Genomic DNA, 19,623 nt, shown 5'->3' with positions numbered 1-19,623 from the left:
GCGCACACGGAATCGGGGTCGTCAAGCGTGTCGGAGTTGGAGCCCAAGTACGAGGAACTGCAGTCGATCTACGACATCTCTAACGAGTTTTTTGAACTCTTTCTTGGCCCCACGATGGGGTATACGTGTTCGTATTTCCCGCGCGACGGCATGACTCTTGAGGAGGGCCAGGAGGCCAAGTTCGATCTGGCGCTCGGCAAGTTGGACCTGCAGCCCGGTATGACGCTTCTCGACATCGGCTGCGGTTGGGGCGGCGGCATGCAACGGGCGATCGAGAACTACGACGTCAACGTCATCGGGTTGACTCTCAGCGAGCGTCAACGTGCCTATGCCGAGGCCAAACTCGCCAGGATCGCGACGGAGCGCAACGTCGAGGTCCGGTTGCAGGGTTGGGAAGAGTTCAACGAGAAGGTCGATCGGATCGTGTCCATCGGCGCGTTCGAGCACTTCGGCCACAGTCGCTACGACGCATTCTTCGCCATGGCCTACAACGCTCTGCCCGACGGCGGGACGATGCTGCTGCACACCATAACCGCGATAACGCAAGCCGACGCCAAACGCCTCGGCGTTCGGCTGACGATGGAGATAGTCCGATTCTCCAAATTCATAGCGACTGAGATCTTCCCGGGCGGTCGCCTGCCCACGGTGTCGATGGTCGAGGAGCACGCCGCCAGGGCCGGCTTCACACTGACGCACAAAGAGGCTATCGGACAGCACTATCCGCGGACACTCGAGCTATGGGCAGCCGGCCTGGAAATGCACCGAGATGAGGCAATCGCGGCGCAGTCGCAAGAGGTCTATGACCGCTACCTGAAGTACCTGACCGGCTGTGGGCGCCTTTTCAACGAAGGGCACACCAACGTTCATCAGTTCACGCTGCAGAAGTAGGGGAGACCTGCTGGCTTCGGGCGATATCACCGCTCGCTACCAGATCAGGAAGCACACCGGTCACACGAATTGAGGTGTGCATCGAACCCGGGATGCTTCAGAAGCTCCATTGAGGTGTGAGTTGGTCGAATGCGAGTCCGGAGGATCCTTCGCCTCGGCCGGTTTGGCGGCTCACTCGTAGCCAGGTGTACACCCGGCCGTCGGTCCATCGGGTGCGTTGGTAGGCCTGGGAGAGGCGGGTGCCGGCGCGGGGGAACCTCTTCCTGATGAACGAAATATGGTTGCGGCGGTGTGTCGTCTAATCCGTTCCGTAGCAACACAGTTCGGGGTTGGACTTTGACCGGGGGGCTAGGGTTGCCTTCGAGGATCCGCGTCCGAGCAAGGCGCACGCGATTTCGGCAAGACGCTGTCTTCGGTCGCTGACGCCATTCAGAAAAGCAATCTCAATTCGCTGTTGACGATGATCGGACTTGCTACCGGCGTGGCGACGGCGACTGTTGCGATGGTCGAGCAGGCCGCAGTGCAGCTCGCCGACGTAGTCGGCCAACTATTGCAGGCCACGAGCGATGACTATGTTGACTTCTACGAGGGCTACTTCCCCCCGCCGCTGCACCGTGGACCAAGGGGGACGTCCAGCATTCGGGTCACGCGAGCACGATCACCCTTAATCAGTTCTAAACCTCCATCGCTACATCCACGAATCCGCATAACTGGCGCGAGCCGATTTGATGGCGGGCCGGGCCCTCCTGGGTACCGACGACCGGCTCACTGTGCTGCGAGTGGGTTCATGCACCACCGTACCGTTCTAGGATTCGCCATCCAGAATGCAAAAACTCGTCCGCCAAACCCGATGCAATCGCGTAAAGGCGGAGGTCAGGGCATCGTGATATGACACGGAGTTTTGCAACCTACAGGGGTTGTAGGTTGCATTTCTCCGTGGAGGATTGCATTCCGTGATGTCGGAAGTTGGCGGATCCGCCAACTGGAATGCAAAAATCGGCGCCCGGCTTGGGCGTGAACAGACTCCTTGGCTCGGCTCAATATGCGGTGCTGGATGCATAGACTGTCTGACTTACTCGATGACATTGGGACAGGGGCAATTTCGCAATCAGTGTCGTTAGCGCGACGCCGTGGGCGGCGGGTTGACGTAGTTTGGGATGATCGGCGTCGCGATTTGGAAGCCGTAGTAGCTCTGCAGGTGGGCGCGACCGGCGGCGGCGGTGTCGCTATCACCGAAGGTGAAGTTGACACAGGTGCCATTGCAGTCGACTGCTCGGATCGGATTCGTCGTGTGGCCCGGCGGAGAGCTTGCTGAAATCTGGCTGAACGACAGACCACGACCGTCGACGGGCAGTGATTGCTGCTGTTAACGTCGGTTTCGAATCGCCAACGAATTTGCGAAAGGCCGGGTCAATGTACATTTCGAAGCTCAAGCTGTGGATTATCGGTGTGCTTGTCGCGGTCAGTTTCGCGGCGCTGGGCACCGGCGTCGCCGCGGCCGATCAGTGGCGTATGTTCGACGCTCGCGACGACCTGCAGAACGCTAAAAACGCTCTCCAAGCGGCCGAGCCTGACAAAGGTGGGCATCGGGTGAGCGCGATCAACCTGGTTCAGCAGGCGATCGATCAGGTCAACGCGGGAATCCAGGCGGGTCGCTGACTGCCTGGCTTGTGCGGGTCTGAAGTGGCCGCCGGCTTGTGGTGTCCAGCGGCAACACGGCGCCGTGCCTCCTGGAGCAGTGAAGAATAGGTCTTCGAAAACGGCTCGGGCAGCAGCCGTTCGACGCGCATTCCAGATCCCACAAGACCTGCTGCTCGGCGGGATCGGCGAATGGTACTGGTTCGCCGGCCCGTGAGCTGCGCGGCAACCAATCCAACAGAACCAGGGCCTCATCGGAACTTAGGTCAAGGTTGACCGCTTCGCGGTAACTGCTCATTGGGCCATTGAACAGTGTTGTCGATCCGTACTTTCTGCTTCCACCACCGCGAGCTCGCCCAGCCGGTTCGTCATTGCCAGATGCACCACCGGCGGTCCGCGCGCCGCCGTTCTCGGCCAGGCCAGCCACGACTCGGCCGCGCCGGCGCGCGTGAGTCATAACGTCCAGCTGCTGCGTCGTCCCGGGTGTCGCGGTGCAGCGACGGTCCGGCTGCATCCCAATCCGGCAGCGCCGTGCCGGCGGTGGCCGTGCGTTCGACCGTCTCTGATCTGACCGGCTACGCGGTCAACATATATTTGACGCGGCAGACAATATAAGTGCATGGTGGAGGGAGGAGTCTCAGCCTGGGCAGGCGGGACAGGCGGGGCAGTGATGGGCGTGGTGAAGCGGGTCTGCGGTGGGTTCCCGTTGGGTGTGCTCGGGTGGATTGGTGCGGCTGTGATGGCCGCCGGCGCGGGACTGATGCCCTCCGCTGCGGGTGTAAAGCGGATCGAGAGCCTGCCGGTTGCTGTGCCGGGTTGCGCGTGCACGGAGGGAGATCCCTCCCAGTGCGTTCACCGTTGGGCTCTGTGAGACTCGCGGGCGCCGTACGCACATGGTCGATCGCTCGACCTGCGGCGGTCTAGATGCCCGCCAACCATGGTCGGTTTGACGGCAGACGCCCGTAAGCTCCACCCGTGCGGGTGCTGGGTGTGGATGCGTGGGTCAAAGGCTGGGTGGGTGTCGAGCTCGTCGACGGTGAATTCGCGGCGGCCCACAGTGCGGCGCAACTCGCTGATCTGCTCAGCGTCGACACCTACGATGCGATTGCCGTCGACATTCCGATGGGTCTGCTGGACAAGGGGTTTCGTACGGCCGAGCGAGCCGCACGGGTCGAGTTGGGTGCGCGCAGATCGTCGGTTTTCGCCACGCCGCCAAGGCCGGTGCTGTTGGAACCGGCGTTCGACGCGGCCAACGCTTTGAGCCGGGAGCTGACAGGTCAGGGCCTGAGTCGGCAGAGCTTCGCGCTGGGGCCGCGGATCTTGGAGGCCGACTCCCTGTACAGCGCGGGTTCGTGGCCGCTATTCGAGGTTCACCCGGAAGTGTCGTTCACGATGATGGGCGGCGGGCCGCCGGCGTCGAGCAAGAAGACCTGGCACAGCCTGCAGGACCGCATGGGTCGTCTGGCGAGCGCGGGCATCGTCGTTCCGGGCGATCTCGGAGCCGCCGCGCAGGCTGGTGCCGATGATGTCCTCGATGCAGCGGCAGCGGCCTGGAGCGCACACCGCCTCGCGATGGGTGTCGGTGTTTCACTGCCGGACCCGCCGCAGATCAACGAGCGTCGGCAGGTGTCGGCCATCTGGTTCTGACCCGCGCATACCGGCCGGTCGGGCCGGTAGCCACCGCCGCGGGGACCCAGTCACTCATCGTTGCGAGTGGAGATGGTGCTCGGTCGAGTCAGTGCGCGCTGCTGCCTCACCGGCCGGCGTGAAATTCAGCCACGTCGCGTACGCGCACGCGTCGGGGTCGTTCCACTGCCCGACCACCGGTGTCTCCAGCCGCGTCACGACCGCGTCGTCCTCGCCCGGCCACGCTGTGAATCCCGGGTTGTCTCAGGGAAGCCGGGTGGCTGCGCTGACGCGGACGTGGGCAGTGAAACCGCAAGAGCGGCAACGGCACCGAGCGGCAGCGCCGCGCGAGTGGCGGCCCGGAACGTCATGGCGGTCACGCTACGGGTGGTGGCTACGTCCAATTCGCGGGGTTCGAGTTTCTCATTAGCTTTGAGACACCGCCGTGCGGCGGATCTATCGCCCGTGCGGCATCACGTTCTCTGCGGCGGCAGTCGAGCGGGTGAGTGGTGATTGGTGATTGGTGCCCCTGAGGCGTCATGCGAGACGTCCGCCGGGGCGTCAGATGGCGGGTCTGATATCGATGTCATGGTCTGTCGGCATGATGTGGCTAGGTCGACGGCGATAGCGCAATCGGCGTGGGCGGACAGAGTGCACCGGGTCGGCCTCGACGACGGTCGCCGGCGGGGTATCGGGCCTCGGGGCGTCGGGTGGCGCGGGCCGGCGCAACTTCCAGGTGGCCAGTCCGCGCAGGAGGTCTTTCTTCTCCTTCACCGCCTGGAATTCGGCGACGGCCGAATGAGCGGCACGCTCGTTGACGGGGTTTTGTTGGACGAGGTCGAGCAGCCGGCCGTGGATGCTGCCGTAATGGGCGGCGAGTATCAGGGCCGCGCCGGCGTCCTCGGCGTAGTTCTTCACTCGCGGCACCAGTGCACAGATGGCCGATGCGAGGGCTATCACGGACATGATCGACTTGGCCAAGGTCGAGTTCGCGGCGGGGGACGAGAAGATGGCCGAGCCGGTGAGTGCGGCGAGGGTCCCGGCCAGTATGGCCCAGAAGTCGGCCTTCTTCTGCCAGCAGTCGGCGAATTGCGGTAGCAGCTGCGACCATCGCTCGGCGCTGTGCAGGCACCCGTGCAGGCGTTCGGCCGAGATGGGCACCGCAGGCGCCGCGTCATCGGTGGTGCTTGTGGTGACCGTGTCAGACATGGTTCCTCCCAGTGGCTACGGGTCATCGTGCGCCGCGAGGGCCGCGCCGTCATGCGTAGTCGACTACTCGAATCGAGTGGCCACTGACCGGGGTCAGGCCCGCCCACCGAGCCGACGGCGAGGCGCGGTGTCGAGGACCGTCGCGAAGTGCAGTAGTCGACTACGCACGCGGGCCGGCGCCCGGGGTCGGACACTGAACTGCACTCGGCTGAGACGTCCAGGTCGACGACGGGGCTTGGGTGTCCGGCCCACCAGGCAAGGAGGAGCGATGAGCCAGCCACGCAATCTGGTGGTGTGCCTGGACGGGACGAACAACGAACCTGCCCACGGCGCCACCAACATCGCACGGATCTATGGTTCCGCGCGCCAGGATGACCGCCAGTTGGCCTACTACGACCCGGGTGTGGGCACCGTCGGCGGGCTGGATACCCTGACGCCCCACCTCGACGCTGTGAAACGGGTCTGGGGTCTGGCAACCGGCTATGGCATCCGCGATAACATCGCCCAGGCCTACAGTTGGCTGGCCGACAACTATCGGCGCGATGACCGGATCTTCGTATTCGGTTTCTCCCGGGGCGCCTACACCGCCCGCGCCCTTACCGGGATGTTGCGCACGGTCGGACTGTTGCATCCTGACAGCGCCAACATGGTCCCGTATGCCTTGAAGCTCTACGCCCAAACCGGGCCGTTGGGCTCCGCGGACGCCGACCCCGACGGCCCACCCGATCCGAGTGCCACGGAAGCCGAACGGCAGTTCTGGCGGCAGCGGGCGGACTTCCGGACCCAGTTCACCAATCCCGACTTCCCGCACCCGTTCGACAGCTCCCGCAACCAGGTGCACTTCCTCGGGGTATGGGACACCGTCAAAACTGTTGCCTGGCTGGACTTCTGGGGAAAACTCATCGTGGCCCGCTGGCCGTTCACCGCGAAGGTCAGCAACGTCGGCACCGCCCGACACGCCATGGCCATCGACGAGCGGCGGCACTTCTACGAAGTGAACCGGTTTGACCCGGCGCTGGTCGCGACCGACCCACAACGCTTTCAGGAAGTGTGGTTCACCGGGGTGCACAGTGACGTCGGCGGCCAGTTCCCCGACCACCGATTGTCCGACCTCGCGTTCAGTTGGATCGCCGCCGAAGCTCACACCGCCGGCCTGGCGATCAACACCAGGCGCTACCAGCGCCTGGTTGGAACTGCGTTCGGCCAACCGCTGCCACCTGACGATTGCCTCGGCGCGCTGCACCCCAACACGTGGCCGTGGTGGCTGCTCGGCGGCTGGCGACCGCGGACGATCCAGCCGGGGGACAACGTGCATTGCAGTGTGCGGCAACGGATCACCGAAACTGCGAACAAACCAGACCCGTACCATCCTGTGCTGCCGGCGAACGTCAGCTGGGTGACCGACGCCGCAACGCAGTCACCGGCCGCAGGTCCGCCCCCGCGCGCGAAGAACGATGCGCAGGCGATCCAACCGGTGCCTTAGGGACGACGGCCGGCACCGACGTTGGAGCCACCGCCGGGCGTAGGAGCACGTAGTGGGCCGTGGCGGACCCGGTGGTGGGGTCTAGTCCGATGTGCCTGGCGTCTTCGATAGCTTGCGCGCTCCTTCACGAGGCGTTCGGCGATGTCGACTTGGGTTTGGCCAGTAGGACAGGCGGCAAGAAAGCGCTGAACATCCCCACTTCTGGATGGGCGACGGCGTCCACCTAATGTTCCGTGATCGAGGTCCGGCATCACGATTTCATGCACCACCGTACCGTTCTCGGATTCGTCAGCCAGAATGCAAAAATCCGTCCGCCAAACCTGATGCAACTAAAGGAAGGCACAGTTCATAACATTTTGGTACGACACGGAGCTCTGCAACCTACAGGGGCATTTAGGGTGAAGGCATGGCAGGGTCGACGCGGCGACGGAACGTGCGTGGTCAGGGCGCTCTGTTGCGCGACGAGATTCTGGCCGCCGCGATCAGGGTCGTCGATTCGTCCCAGACCGCGAATGAAGTGTCGCTGCGCAGTATTGCGCGGGAGGCCGGCATCGCCACCATGTCGGTGTACGGCCACTTCGACAGTCGCGAGGAGCTGCTGGCGGCCGTCGCTGAGCTGAGTTGGGACCAAGTCGGCAGGGAGATCACCGCTCAGGTGCAGGGCGGTGCGACGCCGCGAGACCGGCTGCTGCTCGGCTGCCAGGCGTATGTTGCGTTCGCCCAACGTTTTCCGTTGCGGTACGTGTTGATGGTCAAGGTCGACGAGATCACTCCGTCAGCTCGCCAGGCCCTGCTGGTGGTGACCCGCGGACTGCTGGCCAGCGGTGGGATGGACCCGGACTCAGAGCCGAGCGTTGAGGCGCACCGCGCCGCCGCGGCGCTGTCGGTGGCACTGCATGGCGTCGCGATGTTGCATCGCACTGACACCCCGCATCTGTGGCTGAGTGATTTCAGCACTTACGAGATCATCCAGACGATGGTGGATGCGGCGATTCTGAAGTTGGAGCAAGGCGCCGACGCATCGACGGGGTGACGCTGTGCAGTTGGCCTGCGGAGCGGATACCGACTGCTCGATAATGCCCGGTATGACGAAAACGGCTGTGGGTGCGCTGATTGCGGCAGGCGCGGCGGCATTGATTGCGCTGGTCTTACTACCGGTTGCGCAGGCGGCCCCGGCTAATTTCCCGGATCTGTCGCGGTATCAGCCGGTGAACCCCGACGACTACACCGCCGACCACGGCTACGCGACCGAAGGTGTCCGGTTCAGCACACCGGACGGGCTGCACTGCTCGCTCAGTCATAATGTGCGCGGCAGTGAGTCGGTGGCGCGCTGTCGGGGCGAACTGCCCGGTGTCGGAGGTGCTACCGGAGTGCTGGCGACCACCTACATGCCGACAGTCTGGCAACAGGTGGACCTCAGCAAGCCCGAGATGTATCTGGACATGGGGGACAACGGTTTTATCGACATGCCGGTCGACGGCGCATCGTTTCGGCCGTTGCCGGCCGGAAGCCGGATCACTTACCACAATGTCACCTGTGCCGTCGACAATGCGCAGATGACGGCATGCGTCATTGACAGCGCGGGTCCATCACTGGTCGACCACGGATTCCTGCTGACACCGGGCGGCAGTTCGACGTTCTAGGCCCCTACTTCTCCACTTCCCGCCAGGCCCGCTCGAACGGCAACCGCCAGGCGTTCGGCGCGATCAACTGGTGAATGGCGTTGGGGCCCCACGTCCCGGGTTGGTATATCTTCACCGGCGGTGGATCATCCAGCAGTGCAGCCGAATTCGCCCATAGTGACTCGATGCCCTCGGCGGTGGTGAACAACGTGTGGTCGCCGCGCATGGCATCGAGGATCAACCGTTCGTAGGCCTCCAGAACCTGATCGGCGCCGTCGGCTTCGATGGCCGAGAACTGCATGGACAGCTTCTCCAGCCTCATACCAGGACCAGGGCGCTTGCCGTAGAACGACAATGACACCCTGGAGTTGTCGGCCAGGTCGAAGGTCAAGTGGTCCGGTCCTTGAGAGCCGACGCCCGATCCCGGCGGGAACATGGTGCGCGGCGCCTCTTTGAACGCGATCGAGATGATCCGCATGCCTTCGGCCATTTTCTTGCCGGTGCGCAGATAGATCGGCACCCCTGCCCAGCGCCAGTTGTCGATGGCGACCTTGAGTGCGATGAACGTCTCGGTGTCCGAATCCCTTGCCACGCCTTCGAGTTCGCGATATCCGATGAACTGGCCGCGAACCACATCGGAACACCTGATCGGCAGCATGGACCGAAAGACCTTGTTCTTTTCTTCGCTGATGGCCCGCGGCTCCAATGCGGTCGGCGGCTCCATCACGACGAACGCCATCACCTGGAGCAGGTGGGTGACCACCATGTCCTTGTACGCGCCCGTGCTCTCGTAGAAGTTGGCGCGTTGATCCAGTCCCAGCAGCTCCGGGATGTCGATCTGGATGTGGTCGATGAAGTTGCGATTCCAGATCGGCTCGAACAGACCATTCGCAAACCGGAACGCCAAGATGTTCTGTGCGGCTTCCTTACCGAGGAAGTGATCGATGCGGAAAATCTGTGACTCATCGAAGGTCCGGTGCACGAAGTCGTTCAGTTCCACCGCGCTCGCCAGGTCGGTGCCGAACGGCTTCTCCATGACAACCCGAGAATTCTCCACCAGGCCGGCCTCGTCCAGAGTGGAGACTACCTGTCGGGCGGCTTTGGGCGGCACCGAAAGGTAGTGCAACCGACGGACATTGGGCCCGAGGGTCTTTTCGGCTACAGCCACTGCCGCCGCCAGCGCAGACGGACCGGCGTCTTGCGGCACGTAGGTCAGTTTGGCGGCGAACCGGTCCCACTGTTCATCGGTGAGCCGGTGGCTGCCGAATTCATCGATGGCAGCTTTGGCCAGCGCCCGGAACTCTTCGACGCTGAGGTCCTCGAGCGAGGTTCCGACGATCTGGATGTCGGGAGCCAGCTCCGACTGCACCAGATATTCGAGACCTGGCAGCACTTTGCGCTTGGCGAGATCGCCGGTTGCGCCGAACAACACGATGACGTACGGGTCTACCGCGATGTCGTCGTGTCGGTGAGGTCGGGAACCGGGAGCCGGATAGGAAATGGTCTGTGCGGGTGCGTTGGCCACCTCCGCAATACTTCCATTGCGGCACGGTCCGCGCAGCCGCACAGACGAACAGGGCCGGCCACCGCATCGGTGGCCGGCCCTTTCGCGAACCTTCTCAGTCCAGCTGGATGTACTTGATCTGCACCGGCTGTGCGGGCTTGCCGTCGCCGCCGCCACCCTCGATGCCGTTCTTGGCGATCTTGTCCAGCGTCTCCAGCCCGGTCGCGTCGATGGTGCCGAACGCGGTGTAGTTCGGGGGCAGCTGAGAGTCCTTGTACACCAAGAAGAATTGGCTGCCGTTGGTGTTCGGCCCGGCATTGGCCATCGCCAGCGTGCCACGCGGGTAGACCACCGGCTGGCTTAGTGCCGGGCTGTCCGGCTGATACTGGTCGGTCGGGTATTCGTTGGCGAACTGGTACCCCGGCCCGCCTTGACCGGAGCCGGTCGGATCACCGCATTGCAGCACGTCGAGACCGAGCGCATTCGGATCGGCCTGGGGCGGCGTAGCGGTCAGCCGGTGGCAGGGGGTGTCGTTGAAGTAACCCTGCTGGGCCAGACTGGCGAAGCTGTTGACGGTGCACGGCGCCTTGGCGTTGTCGAGAACCAGGCCCAGATTGCCCTGGTTGGTGCTCATGCTGGCGGTTACCGTCGCCGGGTCGGTCGGCACCTTGCCGGTCTTCGGCGGGTTCACCTTCTTGCTCGCCTGTTGCGGCGATGCCGGGTACTGGCAGTTCTCACCGAGTCCCGCCGGTGCCACGAAGGCGGGCAGCTTGCCACCGTTGGGCGGCGGGTCCTGGGTGGGCACCGCGGTGCTCGGCGCGGCGCTCGAGGCGGCCGATGCGGTGTTTGAGCTGCTGGTGGAGTGGAAGTGGTCCCAGACGAAGTAGCCGACCAAGCCGGCCACCACCAAAACCGCGACCACGGCGCTGGCGATGGTCATGGTCCGTTGCCTGCGAGCCCTCTCGGCGCGGCGCTCGAGCTGGCGCTCCAGCTTGCGCTTGGCGGTTTGCCGCCGCTGTTCGTTGGTCGGCACTGCCGATGTCCTCCTTGTGATCAGCCTCGGGGTCGCAGACGCCCGTTCGGCTTCCTCTTCGTCGGCACCGAGTGTGCCAGGCAATGCTGAATATGGTGCCAAGACCCGCAGCCGCGGCTACGGTGCGGCGTCAGGAACCGGTGACGGCCTGCACCTTGTCGAGCAGGACTCGCGGATCGCGCTTCATCAGCAGCTCGCGGCCGATCTCTACACCGTTGAGGTAGACGGTCGGAGTGCCTTCGATGTTTGCGTTTTCTGCCGCGTTGTTCACCATGTCGAGGTATTTGCCGCTGTGGACGCAGTCGGGCACGGAACCGGTCGCGCCGGCCGCAGCGGCCTGCGCGATCAATTGGTCGTCACCCGGGAAGCTGGTGCCCAGCTCGTCGGGTTGGTTGGCGAACAGCGCCGCGTGGAACCGCCGGAACGCGGCGGTGTCGGCGTCGGCCACGCAGTAGCCGGCTGCGCCGGCACGCACGGAATACGAGCTGGTCTTGTGCTGGCCCAGAACCGACACCAAGGTGTAGTCCACCGCGATCTGGCCACTGTCGATCAGCTGGTTGATCGTCTGGGCGTACATGGACTCGAACGCCCCGCAGACCGGGCATAGGAAGTCTTCGTAGGTCACCAGTTGGACCTTGGGTTCGGTGCTGCCGGGCTTGGTGGCGACGTTGGGCGCGGCGATGTGGACCGATTTCGGCTGGCCAGCAGCCCCGGCGTCCGTCGACATTGTGGCGGAAGAGGCAGCTGACGAAGCGGGGGACTGGTGGTGGCGTGCAACCACGACGATGACACCCACCGCTACCAGCGCGAACACTGCCAGGACCGCGAAAATCGCCAAACCTACGCGGCTCTTGCCACTCTTGGCGGGCGGGGGTGGCACGGGCCATCCGGGATAGCCGCCTGGAATGGGACCTGGAACGGGGAACTGTTGCGGTGCACCATAATTCGGATACCCCGGTGACGGTGGGTAAGCGCCTTGGCCAGGTGGGGGATAGGGACCGCCCGGACCGTAGCCGTACCCGAGACCGTGCTGATCGTCGCCCGGAGGTCCTGGTTGACTCATAAACACAGTTTTGCACGGACATGGGTACTGCCAGCGGCGTGAACTGAAGATGGGAAACTGGTTGGCGTGTTACTGACGGGGTTTGCCGCTGGGATGTTGCAGTGCAACTGCTACGTCCTGGCGTCGCGCCCTGGTTCGGATGCCATCGTGGTCGATCCGGGACAGCGGGCCATGGGCCAGCTGCGCCGGATTCTCGATGAGAACCGGCTGACCCCGGCCGCAGTGCTGCTCACCCATGGGCACGTCGACCACATCTGGTCTGCGCAGAAGGTGGCCGACACCTACGGCTGTCCGGCCTATATCCATCCTGACGACCGGTTCATGCTGACCGACCCGATCAAGGGGTTCGGGCCGCGCGTGGCTCAGCTGGCGTTCGGGACGTTGTTCTCCGAGCCTCGTGAGGTCATCGAGCTGGACCGCGACGGTGACAAGCTCGACCTGGGCGGCATCACCGTGACGGTCGACCACACGCCGGGGCACACCCGTGGCTCGGTCGTGTTCCGCACGACGGTTACTGGTCCCGTCGCTTCGCTCGCCCAGGAAGGTCCAGGCGACCTGGTGTTCACCGGTGACACCTTGTTCAAGCAGTCGGTGGGCCGCACCGATCTCCCGGGCGGCAGCGGCCGGGACCTGCTGGACTCGATCGTGACAAAACTGTTGGTGCTCGACGACGACACCGTGGTACTACCGGGGCACGGCCCGCAGACCACGATCGGCGCCGAACGCCGTTCCAACCCATTTCTCGAAGGTTTGAGTTGACTGATTTTCAGGCGCCCAAGGGCGTCCCGGATTACCTGCCGCCCGACTCGGCGGAGTTCGTCGCGGTCCGTGACGGGCTGCTGAACGCCGCTCGTCTGGCAGGCTACGGGCACATCGAGCTGCCGGTGTTCGAGGACACCGCGTTGTTCGCCCGCGGGGTCGGCGAATCCACCGACGTGGTGTCCAAGGAGATGTACACCTTCGCCGACCGTGGCGACCGGTCGGTCACCCTGCGGCCCGAGGGCACCGCGGGAGTGATGCGGGCCGTGATCGAACATGGCCTGGACCGAGGTGCCTTGCCGGCCAAGCTCCGGTACTCGGGACCGTTCTTCCGCTACGAGCGGCCACAGGCCGGCCGGTACCGCCAGTTGCAGCAGGTCGGTGTGGAGGCCATCGGCGTCGACGACCCGGCGCTGGACGCCGAAGTGATCGCCTTGGCCGACACCGGGTTCCGCTCCCTGGGGCTCGACGGCTTCCGGCTGGAGATCACCTCGCTGGGTGATGACAGCTGCCGCCCGCAGTACCGGGAGTTGTTGCAGGACTTCCTGTTTAAGTTGGACCTCGACGAAGACACCCGGCGCCGCGCGGAGATCAACCCGCTGCGTGTGCTCGACGACAAGCGCCCGCACATGAAAGAGATGACTGCCGATGCGCCGGTGATGCTCGATCACCTGTCTGACGCGGCAAAGGCGCACTTCGACACCGTGCTGGCCTACCTGGACGCGCTGGGTGTGCCTTACGTGATCAATCCGCGCATGGTCCGTGGGCTGGACTACTACACCAAGACCACTTTCGAGTTCGTGCACGACGGACTCGGTGCCCAGTCCGGTATCGGCGGCGGTGGTCGGTACGACGGGCTGATGAAGCAGTTGGGCGGGCAGGACCTGTCGGGCATCGGGTTCGGGCTCGGTGTGGACCGCACGGTGCTGGCCTTGAAGGCCGAGGGCAAGACAGTCGGATCTACTGCAGCGGTCGACGTGTTCGCTGTGCCACTGGGTGCACCGGCCAAGCTCGAGTTGGCGAAACTGGTTGCGGCCCTGCGTGGTTCGGGCGTGCGCACCGATATGTGCTACGGCGACCGCGGACTCAAGGGTGCGATGAAGGCAGCCGACCGTTCTGGCGCCAAACTGGCGCTGGTGGCCGGTGACCGTGATGTTGAGGCAGGCACTGTCGGCGTGAAGGACCTGTCGACCGGTGAGCAGGTCGACGTGCCGATCGCAGACGTCGTCGCCCAGGTCGTGGCTCGGGTGCGCTAGCCGCGCCGACCGAAGGTCATCCGCGACAACATGTGGTCGCGCAACGTCAGGGTGTGCAGCAGAATCGCACTGACGTGGGCGGCCACTGTTGCCACCAACAAGTACGCCACCACCGAATGTGTCTGGCGCAGTACGCCGTACAGGTCAGCGTCGAAGGGTGCGATGTGTGGCAGCGTGATACCGCCGAAGACCCGTACAGGTAACCCGCCCGCCGACACCATGGCCCAGCCGACCAGCGGCTGTGCCAGCATCATGACGTACATCGACTTCTCTGACCAGGCGACCACCTTGCCCTCCCAGTGGCCCACGGTGTCGGGCCACTTCGGCGGCTTATGGGTGAATCTGTTTGCCGCCCGGACGATCACGATGACCAGGATGCTGATGCCCAGCGTCATATGGACATTGACCAGAGTCCGGTGGGAGCCGATGGCATTGGTCATGGTGAAGCCGATCAGCAGCGCGGCGAAGATGCCCAGTGCGGTCAGCCAGTGCAGCACGCGGCTCCGGGTGGGAAAGCGGTCCGTCATGGGTTCACACTCTCGACCTGAACGGGTGAGGGGGTTTTCGGCTCGGTGGTGCGCGCCCGGAACGACCCGGCGTACACCGCTGAACGCGCACTGAGCAGAGGATCATCAGACGGTTCGATGCCGTCGGGCAGCACCAGTGGGTCGAAGTTGACGTCTCGGGCGTTGCCGGCCCGGTCGGTCTGGGCTTCGGTGAGGGTCAGGATGCCGGCATCGATGGTTCGCCGGTCGGCCGGCCACGGCAGTGTCGAGTCGATCGGATCTGCTGGGTGGCCGACGGTAAACCGCAGAACCCAGTGCAGCGGACCGGCTTTCAACTGCTTGATCAGCGCGTCGAACAGAGCGTTGGGCTGATTCGACTGCGCCGGCAGCGCTTCCTGGTTCGGGACGAAGGTCCACCGGACCGGGGTGCGGATGCCAGCCGGCCCGGCCAGGTAGAAAGTGTTCAGGCCACTATATGTGCTGTCGGCGAAACCTGGTGTGGGAGGGGATTTTTTGACCAGAGCCATGGCTGCGGCGGTCTCCGGGTGCTGTTTGAGAAATGCAGCCATCGCGGCCGGGTCGGGCTTGCCGCCCACGGTTTTGGAGGCCAGCAACCGGTCGTAGAACCCCTGCGGTGAATTATCAAGGAATACTGGAAGATTCAGCATTGCGGTCCGCCATTGGTCCGCTCCGGGCAGGCCGAACACCAGACCCAGTCCGCGGGCGGCACCGGGGGTGTCGGCCATGGTGGGGTTGCCGCCGGCGAGCGAAAACCGCCCCTCCACAGGTGTTTCGCCCGGCTCGAACAGGCTTGCCCGGGACAATTCGGTGGCTTTGCCGTTGCTGGTGAAGTAGCCGACCACCGCGACACCCTTGGCGTGGTTCTTTCGGAAGCCGGGGTGTACGCCGTAAACAGTTCGGAATCCGTCGAGGAATGTCTGGCGGTTCAGCGTGCCAGCCCTGCTGGTGTACGCGACCAATCCCAGATCGACGGCGAGGAACGCGCCGACGGCGCCGAGGCCAACCAGGATTGATCGTCGAGTCAGAACGGTGCCGCGCCAGGTCAAGCCCGAGTGGTCCACGAGCTACAGAGTAACGACAATGGCTGTGGCAGCATCGGCGATTGTGCGGGTTCTGGTGCAGCGGGTTACGTCAGCGCGGGTTCTGGTCGACGGAAATGTGGTGGGGCAGATTCGGCCGGTCAGCCAAGGTTTGGTGGCCCTGGTCGGTCTGACGCACACCGATGATGTGGCGGTGGTGCGCAAGATGGCCGACAAACTCTGGCGGCTGCGCATTCTCGACGGCGAGCTCAGCGCAGCTGATGTTAATGTTGTCGAGATGCAAAGAAGTTTAATTAATTGCCAGTTGTAGTTAAACTACGCAGTTACCTAACGAAATTAGCTGTAGATCTGAATCTTGACGCTCATTCGTTCTTCTTGACGGAAGTGCGCACAGGTATCGATTGCTGAGATACTTGCTGATCTGTCTGCGCGCGTGGATCGGTCCGCTACGTTCTGCGTTTGCACTTGACTTTTGTAACCCAGTGTGAGTGGACCCCCGCATTCGGTGCTACTGTGATGTACATCACACATCGTGAAACTGTGGGTACGAAATGGCGTCTTTGTCGTCGAATCTCGACCGTGCGGTAGCCCCAGGGGATCCGCGGTTAGTCCTTACATGGACGTTTCGGATAGGCGGCAATGACATGCCGGCGTGGAATTGGGCCGCGCAGGGGCACCCGCCGCTCGATCGGCTGCAACCGACCCGGATACCACGATCGTCGAAACACAACCGCCACATACCCGTGACTGCGTATTCGATGACCAACGGTGGCTACCTCCAGTTGGAGTCGGGTCTGGAACATGACCTGCTACGCAAGGTCGACCGAGACCCAGCTGTGGAAGGCATTGTGTCGCAGCCGTTTACCTTGTTCTGGCGTGGCAGTGAGGACGGCCATCATTTTCCTGATCTGCTGACCTGGAAAACAGATGGGTCCGTCACTGTATGGGATGCCCGATCGCCAGACAAGCAGACTGATAAATTTCGGCGAGCCATGACCATCACCGCGCCGGCGTGCGGAGCAGTAGGTTGGCGGCATGAGGTGTTCCCCGGACTGGGTCGCACCGAGCGGGTTAACTTGTTGTGGTTACATGGTTTTCGACGTCGACCGACAAGGGCGGATGCGGTCCAAAAGCGGATCTGCTCCGCCGTGCGCTACCCAGGGGCGACGCTGGGGGATCTGTTTGATTGCGATGACGGATCGGGCGAATTGATCGCAGTGGTATGGCATTTGATCTGGTCCGGTGTGCTGACCATCGACATGGATGCGCATTGGGAGCGCGAGACTGCAGTTGCGCTGGGACCGGAACTGGCGGGCAGTTGAGATGGCCGCACCCGAATTTTCCCCCGGGAGAACGTACCTCATCGAAAATCATCTAGTTTTCACCGATGCAGGCGCAGCACTAGTCGTGAAAGTGCTCAATGATGGAGTGGACCTTCGGGATCCGTTCGGCTGCATCACCCACACGCACTACTGGGACCTTTCGACCATTCTGAATATCGAAGGCGGGGACATCGCGGCTCTGTCAGAGTCACTGCGTCCGCAGTGGGACGCACTCGACGACGCGGCACGCGCGGCAACGCTGACCAAGCTGGAGATCGTGCAAGAGATCTACACGGGGTACCGTGACGGACACCCCGAGCTAGCCAGGCCCGGCGAACCCCATCATCCATTCGGTCCGTTCTTCAAGATGTCACTAACGGCCCGTTGTCAGGCAATGGCCGTACAACTCAACCGACACAGACAGTCCGACTACCCTGTGCAACGCCGGGTCCGCGACGGCGAAATCCAAAGCGCAGGAATCAGTCCCAGCACGCTAGGCAATTGGATGCGTAACTGGGAACGGCACGGCATTCTCGGACTCATCGACGGGCGCAGCACCCACACGCCAACGTCATGGGACCGCATCGATGAAGACTTCCGCAAGGCCTTCGAACGACAGATCAACATGCTCGACGGAGACACCTCGACGGTGTCCATTCAAGAACTGGAACGCCGAGCACGCGCCGAACTCCTCAAGGAGGGCATCACCGATCCGAGAACCCCTCAGCGATTAACCCAGCAGTACATGTCGTGGACCAAACATAAGAGGGGCGAAACAACCCGCGCCCAGCGCAGCGCAGCGCAGCGTGAGGTTTCCGGTACCCGCCAATTTGCGGCGGTGCGTCCCGGGCAAGTTGTGGCGATCGATGCGACCAATGCCGACAACCTCGTCTACGACGCGCTGAGCGGGAAAGCCGTTAGCGTCCAAATCTTGACCGCCATCGACGTGGCGACCCGCGTCATCCTGGCGTTGCGCGTTGTCCCCTTGTCAGCCAACAGCCAAGACACACTGATGCTGATCTACGACATCTGTCGCCCGTTCGCCATGACTGTCGACGGAACCGATGTCAGCAACTGGCGGTGGTGCGGCCTGCCCGAGGCCATCGATTTGTCCACCTGTCAGCGCGATTCCGCGCCGCGGCTTTCCGTTGCCCCGGATCTGATCAATCCGAATGGCGAGCATTTTGTGCCATCAGTGCTCCCGGACGGGATCCATGTCGATTTGGGATCGAACTTTCATTCGCTGCCCGTCAGGGAGCTGCTCGGGACGTTAGGAATCGACCTGCTGCCAAGTAGGGGAGGAAAACCCACCGATAACCCGCACGTCGAGCGATGGCACGAATCGCTTCAGCGCGGACTGCAGCGACTGCCTGGATATAAGGGCCGCAACGTCCTTCAGCGGGGACGGTTCGTCGCCGAGGAGCCGCTGGTGACCGCCAGTTTCCTGCAGAACTACTTGCGCCAGTGGATAGCGCTGGACTACCACCGCAGACCACACGAGGGGTTCGTACTACCAAGCAGGAGCAAGGAGGAGATTCAAGCACAGCTGTGCCCCTTGGAAATCTGGGACATCTACACGGAAGCTACGGGCAGGATCGATGGGGTCTGCTGCACGGATGGGTGACACCTTCACCTGATCGTGCAGCAGACCCAGATCAGTCCGACCCGGAACGCCTGGCCGAATGGGAACGGGTGCGCTTAGCAGTGGGACGACGCATTCGCGAGATTCGGACGCGCACCGGGTTGACCCAGGAAACCCTGGCCTTACGTTCTGGCTTTTCTCGAAACCTCTTGGTGGACGTCGAACTCGGCAAGAGTGGCTTGCTCTATGAGCGGCTGTTTGATCTTGCGGCGGCACTTGACATCCCGGCGCACGAACTCCTGAAAATCGAAAACACTGCCGTGGGCGAAGCAAGTCGGCCGCCGACGGGATGACTAACAGGTCGGGTCCGATTTGGTGCGTTCCGAGTTAGATCAAAGTGGCAGTTGATGTCGAATACGACATCTCGGGATGCACATGTTGGGTCACCGTGCACTGCGACATGGCTCATCAAGCACGCTGTCCAATGCAGCCAGGCGTTCGAGGTTCGATGGGCACTCGCACGCGATCGGCCGACGAAGTACAGATAGTGCCCAATTCGTGTCGTGCCGTGGCCGTCCTGGCGAATCTGACGCGAAACCTCGAAATTGGTTCTGTATCAATGCAATTCCGTGAGCGTTGTTGACGAACGCAGTCACATCAACTTAGGGCCAATGGTCGTAGGGTTCGCCGCTACTGGCAGACCACAACTGCTGTGGCAACATCGGCGAGCATGCGAGCTGTGGTACAGCGAGTGACGTCAGCGCTGGTGTCGGTCGACGGACACGCCGGGGGTCAGATCAGCCCGGACGGACAGGGGCTGGTGGCGCTGGTTGGTCTCACTCATTCCGACGATGTCGAGGTCGTGCGGAAGATGGCGGCGAAGACAATTGGCCTGCGGATCCTCGACGGCGAACTCACTCCGCTTCATAATTTCTTGAGCCCGCGGAGAAGCCTCAGGAAAGGTGCGTTGGCGGTGAGACCGTTGCGTAGGCTGGGCTGCAGGATGCTGAGGTTCATCACGACCAGATAGCGCAGTCCGTGATCGCGCCATTGGGCGGCTTGATCGACAAC

At 63.3% G+C, this 19,623-nt stretch carries 18 protein-coding genes and 2 pseudogenes; 13 read left to right on the top strand and 7 right to left on the bottom strand.

The window, feature by feature from the left end:
• Positions 1 to 27 precede the first annotated feature (27 nt).
• The 3 genes from M2432_RS23720 (at position 28) to M2432_RS23710 (ending at position 4,173) form a co-directional block, all read left to right on the top strand.
• On the top strand, positions 28 to 888 hold the full coding sequence (locus M2432_RS23720) for a cyclopropane mycolic acid synthase family methyltransferase (RefSeq protein WP_280829291.1): 861 nt from the start codon (positions 28 to 30) through the stop codon (positions 886 to 888).
• Positions 889 to 2,301: 1,413 nt separating this feature from the next.
• The gene (locus tag M2432_RS23715) at positions 2,302 to 2,547 is read left to right on the top strand and encodes a hypothetical protein (protein ID WP_280829290.1); all 246 of its coding nucleotides are present in this window, start codon (positions 2,302 to 2,304) and stop codon (positions 2,545 to 2,547) included.
• Positions 2,548 to 3,501: 954 nt separating this feature from the next.
• The gene (locus M2432_RS23710) at positions 3,502 to 4,173 is read left to right on the top strand and encodes a DUF429 domain-containing protein (protein ID WP_280829289.1); all 672 of its coding nucleotides are present in this window, start codon (positions 3,502 to 3,504) and stop codon (positions 4,171 to 4,173) included.
• A 540-nt stretch (positions 4,174 to 4,713) separates the two neighbouring features.
• On the opposite strand, the gene M2432_RS23705 is transcribed toward M2432_RS23710, so the two are convergent.
• Positions 4,714 to 5,361 (bottom strand): hypothetical protein, encoded by a 648-nt coding sequence (locus tag M2432_RS23705; protein WP_280829288.1) that lies wholly within the window; start codon positions 5,359 to 5,361, stop codon positions 4,714 to 4,716.
• A 268-nt stretch (positions 5,362 to 5,629) separates the two neighbouring features.
• On the opposite strand from M2432_RS23705, the gene M2432_RS23700 reads away from it, so the two are divergent.
• The 3 genes from M2432_RS23700 to M2432_RS23690 all read left to right on the top strand — a co-directional run bounded on the left by M2432_RS23700 (position 5,630) and on the right by M2432_RS23690 (position 8,487).
• Positions 5,630 to 6,844, top strand: a complete 1,215-nt coding sequence (locus M2432_RS23700; RefSeq protein ID WP_280829287.1) for a DUF2235 domain-containing protein — start codon at positions 5,630 to 5,632, stop codon at positions 6,842 to 6,844.
• A 406-nt stretch (positions 6,845 to 7,250) separates the two neighbouring features.
• Positions 7,251 to 7,877: a TetR/AcrR family transcriptional regulator gene (locus tag M2432_RS23695; RefSeq protein ID WP_280829286.1), complete on the top strand. Its 627-nt coding sequence runs from the start codon at positions 7,251 to 7,253 to the stop codon at positions 7,875 to 7,877.
• Between the two features lie 52 nt (positions 7,878 to 7,929).
• Complete coding sequence (locus tag M2432_RS23690; protein ID WP_280829285.1) at positions 7,930 to 8,487, top strand: hypothetical protein; 558 nt, start codon at positions 7,930 to 7,932, stop codon at positions 8,485 to 8,487.
• A gap of 4 nt (positions 8,488 to 8,491) precedes the next feature.
• Here the strand turns inward: M2432_RS23690 and zwf are convergent, their stop codons facing one another.
• From zwf to M2432_RS23675, 3 genes are all read right to left on the bottom strand, one after another.
• A complete protein-coding gene (gene zwf / locus M2432_RS23685; protein ID WP_280829284.1) occupies positions 8,492 to 9,991 on the bottom strand; it encodes a glucose-6-phosphate dehydrogenase in 1,500 nt (499 codons plus the stop codon).
• Positions 9,992 to 10,085: 94 nt separating this feature from the next.
• Entirely contained in the window at positions 10,086 to 11,003 is a 918-nt protein-coding gene (locus tag M2432_RS23680; RefSeq protein ID WP_280829283.1) for a peptidylprolyl isomerase, read from the bottom strand.
• A 130-nt stretch (positions 11,004 to 11,133) separates the two neighbouring features.
• A complete protein-coding gene (locus tag M2432_RS23675; protein ID WP_280829282.1) occupies positions 11,134 to 11,883 on the bottom strand; it encodes a thioredoxin domain-containing protein in 750 nt (249 codons plus the stop codon).
• 249 nt (positions 11,884 to 12,132) lie between these two features.
• Between M2432_RS23675 and M2432_RS23670 the strand changes: the two genes are divergently transcribed.
• Positions 12,133 to 12,825 carry an MBL fold metallo-hydrolase gene (locus M2432_RS23670; protein ID WP_280829281.1) on the top strand — a complete coding sequence of 231 codons (693 nt, stop codon included), beginning with the start codon at positions 12,133 to 12,135 and terminating at the stop codon, positions 12,823 to 12,825.
• Positions 12,822 to 14,081: a histidine--tRNA ligase gene (hisS, locus tag M2432_RS23665; protein ID WP_280829280.1), complete on the top strand. Its 1,260-nt coding sequence runs from the start codon at positions 12,822 to 12,824 to the stop codon at positions 14,079 to 14,081. Before M2432_RS23670 ends, hisS begins: the two co-directional genes overlap by 4 nt.
• Here the strand turns inward: hisS and M2432_RS23660 are convergent.
• Together M2432_RS23660 and M2432_RS23655 are read right to left on the bottom strand one after the other, a co-directional pair.
• Positions 14,078 to 14,608 (bottom strand): cytochrome b, encoded by a 531-nt coding sequence (locus tag M2432_RS23660; RefSeq protein WP_280829279.1) that lies wholly within the window; start codon positions 14,606 to 14,608, stop codon positions 14,078 to 14,080. The two genes, hisS and M2432_RS23660, sit on opposite strands and share 4 nt — an antisense overlap.
• On the bottom strand, positions 14,605 to 15,669 hold the full coding sequence (locus tag M2432_RS23655) for a catalase family peroxidase (RefSeq protein WP_280829278.1): 1,065 nt from the start codon (positions 15,667 to 15,669) through the stop codon (positions 14,605 to 14,607). Before M2432_RS23655 ends, M2432_RS23660 begins: the two co-directional genes overlap by 4 nt.
• 43 nt (positions 15,670 to 15,712) lie before the next feature.
• On the opposite strand from M2432_RS23655, the gene M2432_RS23650 reads away from it, so the two are divergent.
• From M2432_RS23650 to M2432_RS23630, 5 genes and pseudogenes are all read left to right on the top strand, one after another.
• Positions 15,713 to 15,958 carry a D-aminoacyl-tRNA deacylase gene (locus M2432_RS23650; protein WP_280829381.1) on the top strand — a complete coding sequence of 82 codons (246 nt, stop codon included), beginning with the start codon at positions 15,713 to 15,715 and terminating at the stop codon, positions 15,956 to 15,958.
• 241 nt (positions 15,959 to 16,199) lie between these two features.
• A complete protein-coding gene (locus M2432_RS23645; protein WP_348536335.1) occupies positions 16,200 to 16,970 on the top strand; it encodes a TnsA-like heteromeric transposase endonuclease subunit in 771 nt (256 codons plus the stop codon).
• Positions 16,971 to 17,055: 85 nt separating this feature from the next.
• A complete protein-coding gene (locus tag M2432_RS23640; protein WP_280829276.1) occupies positions 17,056 to 18,594 on the top strand; it encodes an integrase in 1,539 nt (512 codons plus the stop codon).
• 50 nt (positions 18,595 to 18,644) lie between these two features.
• On the top strand, positions 18,645 to 18,905 hold the full coding sequence (locus tag M2432_RS23635) for a helix-turn-helix transcriptional regulator (protein ID WP_280829380.1): 261 nt from the start codon (positions 18,645 to 18,647) through the stop codon (positions 18,903 to 18,905).
• 377 nt (positions 18,906 to 19,282) lie between these two features.
• A pseudogene (locus tag M2432_RS23630) lies at positions 19,283 to 19,465 on the top strand (D-aminoacyl-tRNA deacylase); the annotation flags it as partial.
• Between the two features lie 11 nt (positions 19,466 to 19,476).
• Here the strand turns inward: M2432_RS23630 and M2432_RS23625 are convergent.
• Positions 19,477 to 19,623, bottom strand: a pseudogene (locus M2432_RS23625) (LLM class flavin-dependent oxidoreductase); the annotation flags it as partial.

Origin of the sequence: Mycobacterium sp. OTB74 (assembly GCF_029892685.1) — a bacterium.
In the GTDB taxonomy this organism is placed as follows: domain Bacteria; phylum Actinomycetota; class Actinomycetes; order Mycobacteriales; family Mycobacteriaceae; genus Mycobacterium.
The sequence above is the reverse complement of the archived record's forward strand: the minus strand, read 5'-3'. Positions and strand labels throughout refer to the sequence as shown.

Excerpts from the sequence above, each read along its gene's own strand:
- M2432_RS23700 (WP_280829287.1), top strand. The coding sequence starts at position 5,630 with ATGAGCCAGCCACGCAATCTGGTGGTGTGCCTGGACGGGACGAACAAC.
- M2432_RS23705 (WP_280829288.1), bottom strand. The coding sequence starts at position 5,361 with ATGTCTGACACGGTCACCACAAGCACCACCGATGACGCGGCGCCTGCG.
- M2432_RS23660 (WP_280829279.1), bottom strand. The coding sequence starts at position 14,608 with ATGACGGACCGCTTTCCCACCCGGAGCCGCGTGCTGCACTGGCTGACC.
- M2432_RS23690 (WP_280829285.1), top strand. The coding sequence starts at position 7,930 with ATGACGAAAACGGCTGTGGGTGCGCTGATTGCGGCAGGCGCGGCGGCA.
- M2432_RS23715 (WP_280829290.1), top strand. The coding sequence starts at position 2,302 with ATGTACATTTCGAAGCTCAAGCTGTGGATTATCGGTGTGCTTGTCGCG.
- M2432_RS23695 (WP_280829286.1), top strand. The coding sequence starts at position 7,251 with ATGGCAGGGTCGACGCGGCGACGGAACGTGCGTGGTCAGGGCGCTCTG.
- M2432_RS23645 (WP_348536335.1), top strand. The coding sequence starts at position 16,200 with ATGGCGTCTTTGTCGTCGAATCTCGACCGTGCGGTAGCCCCAGGGGAT.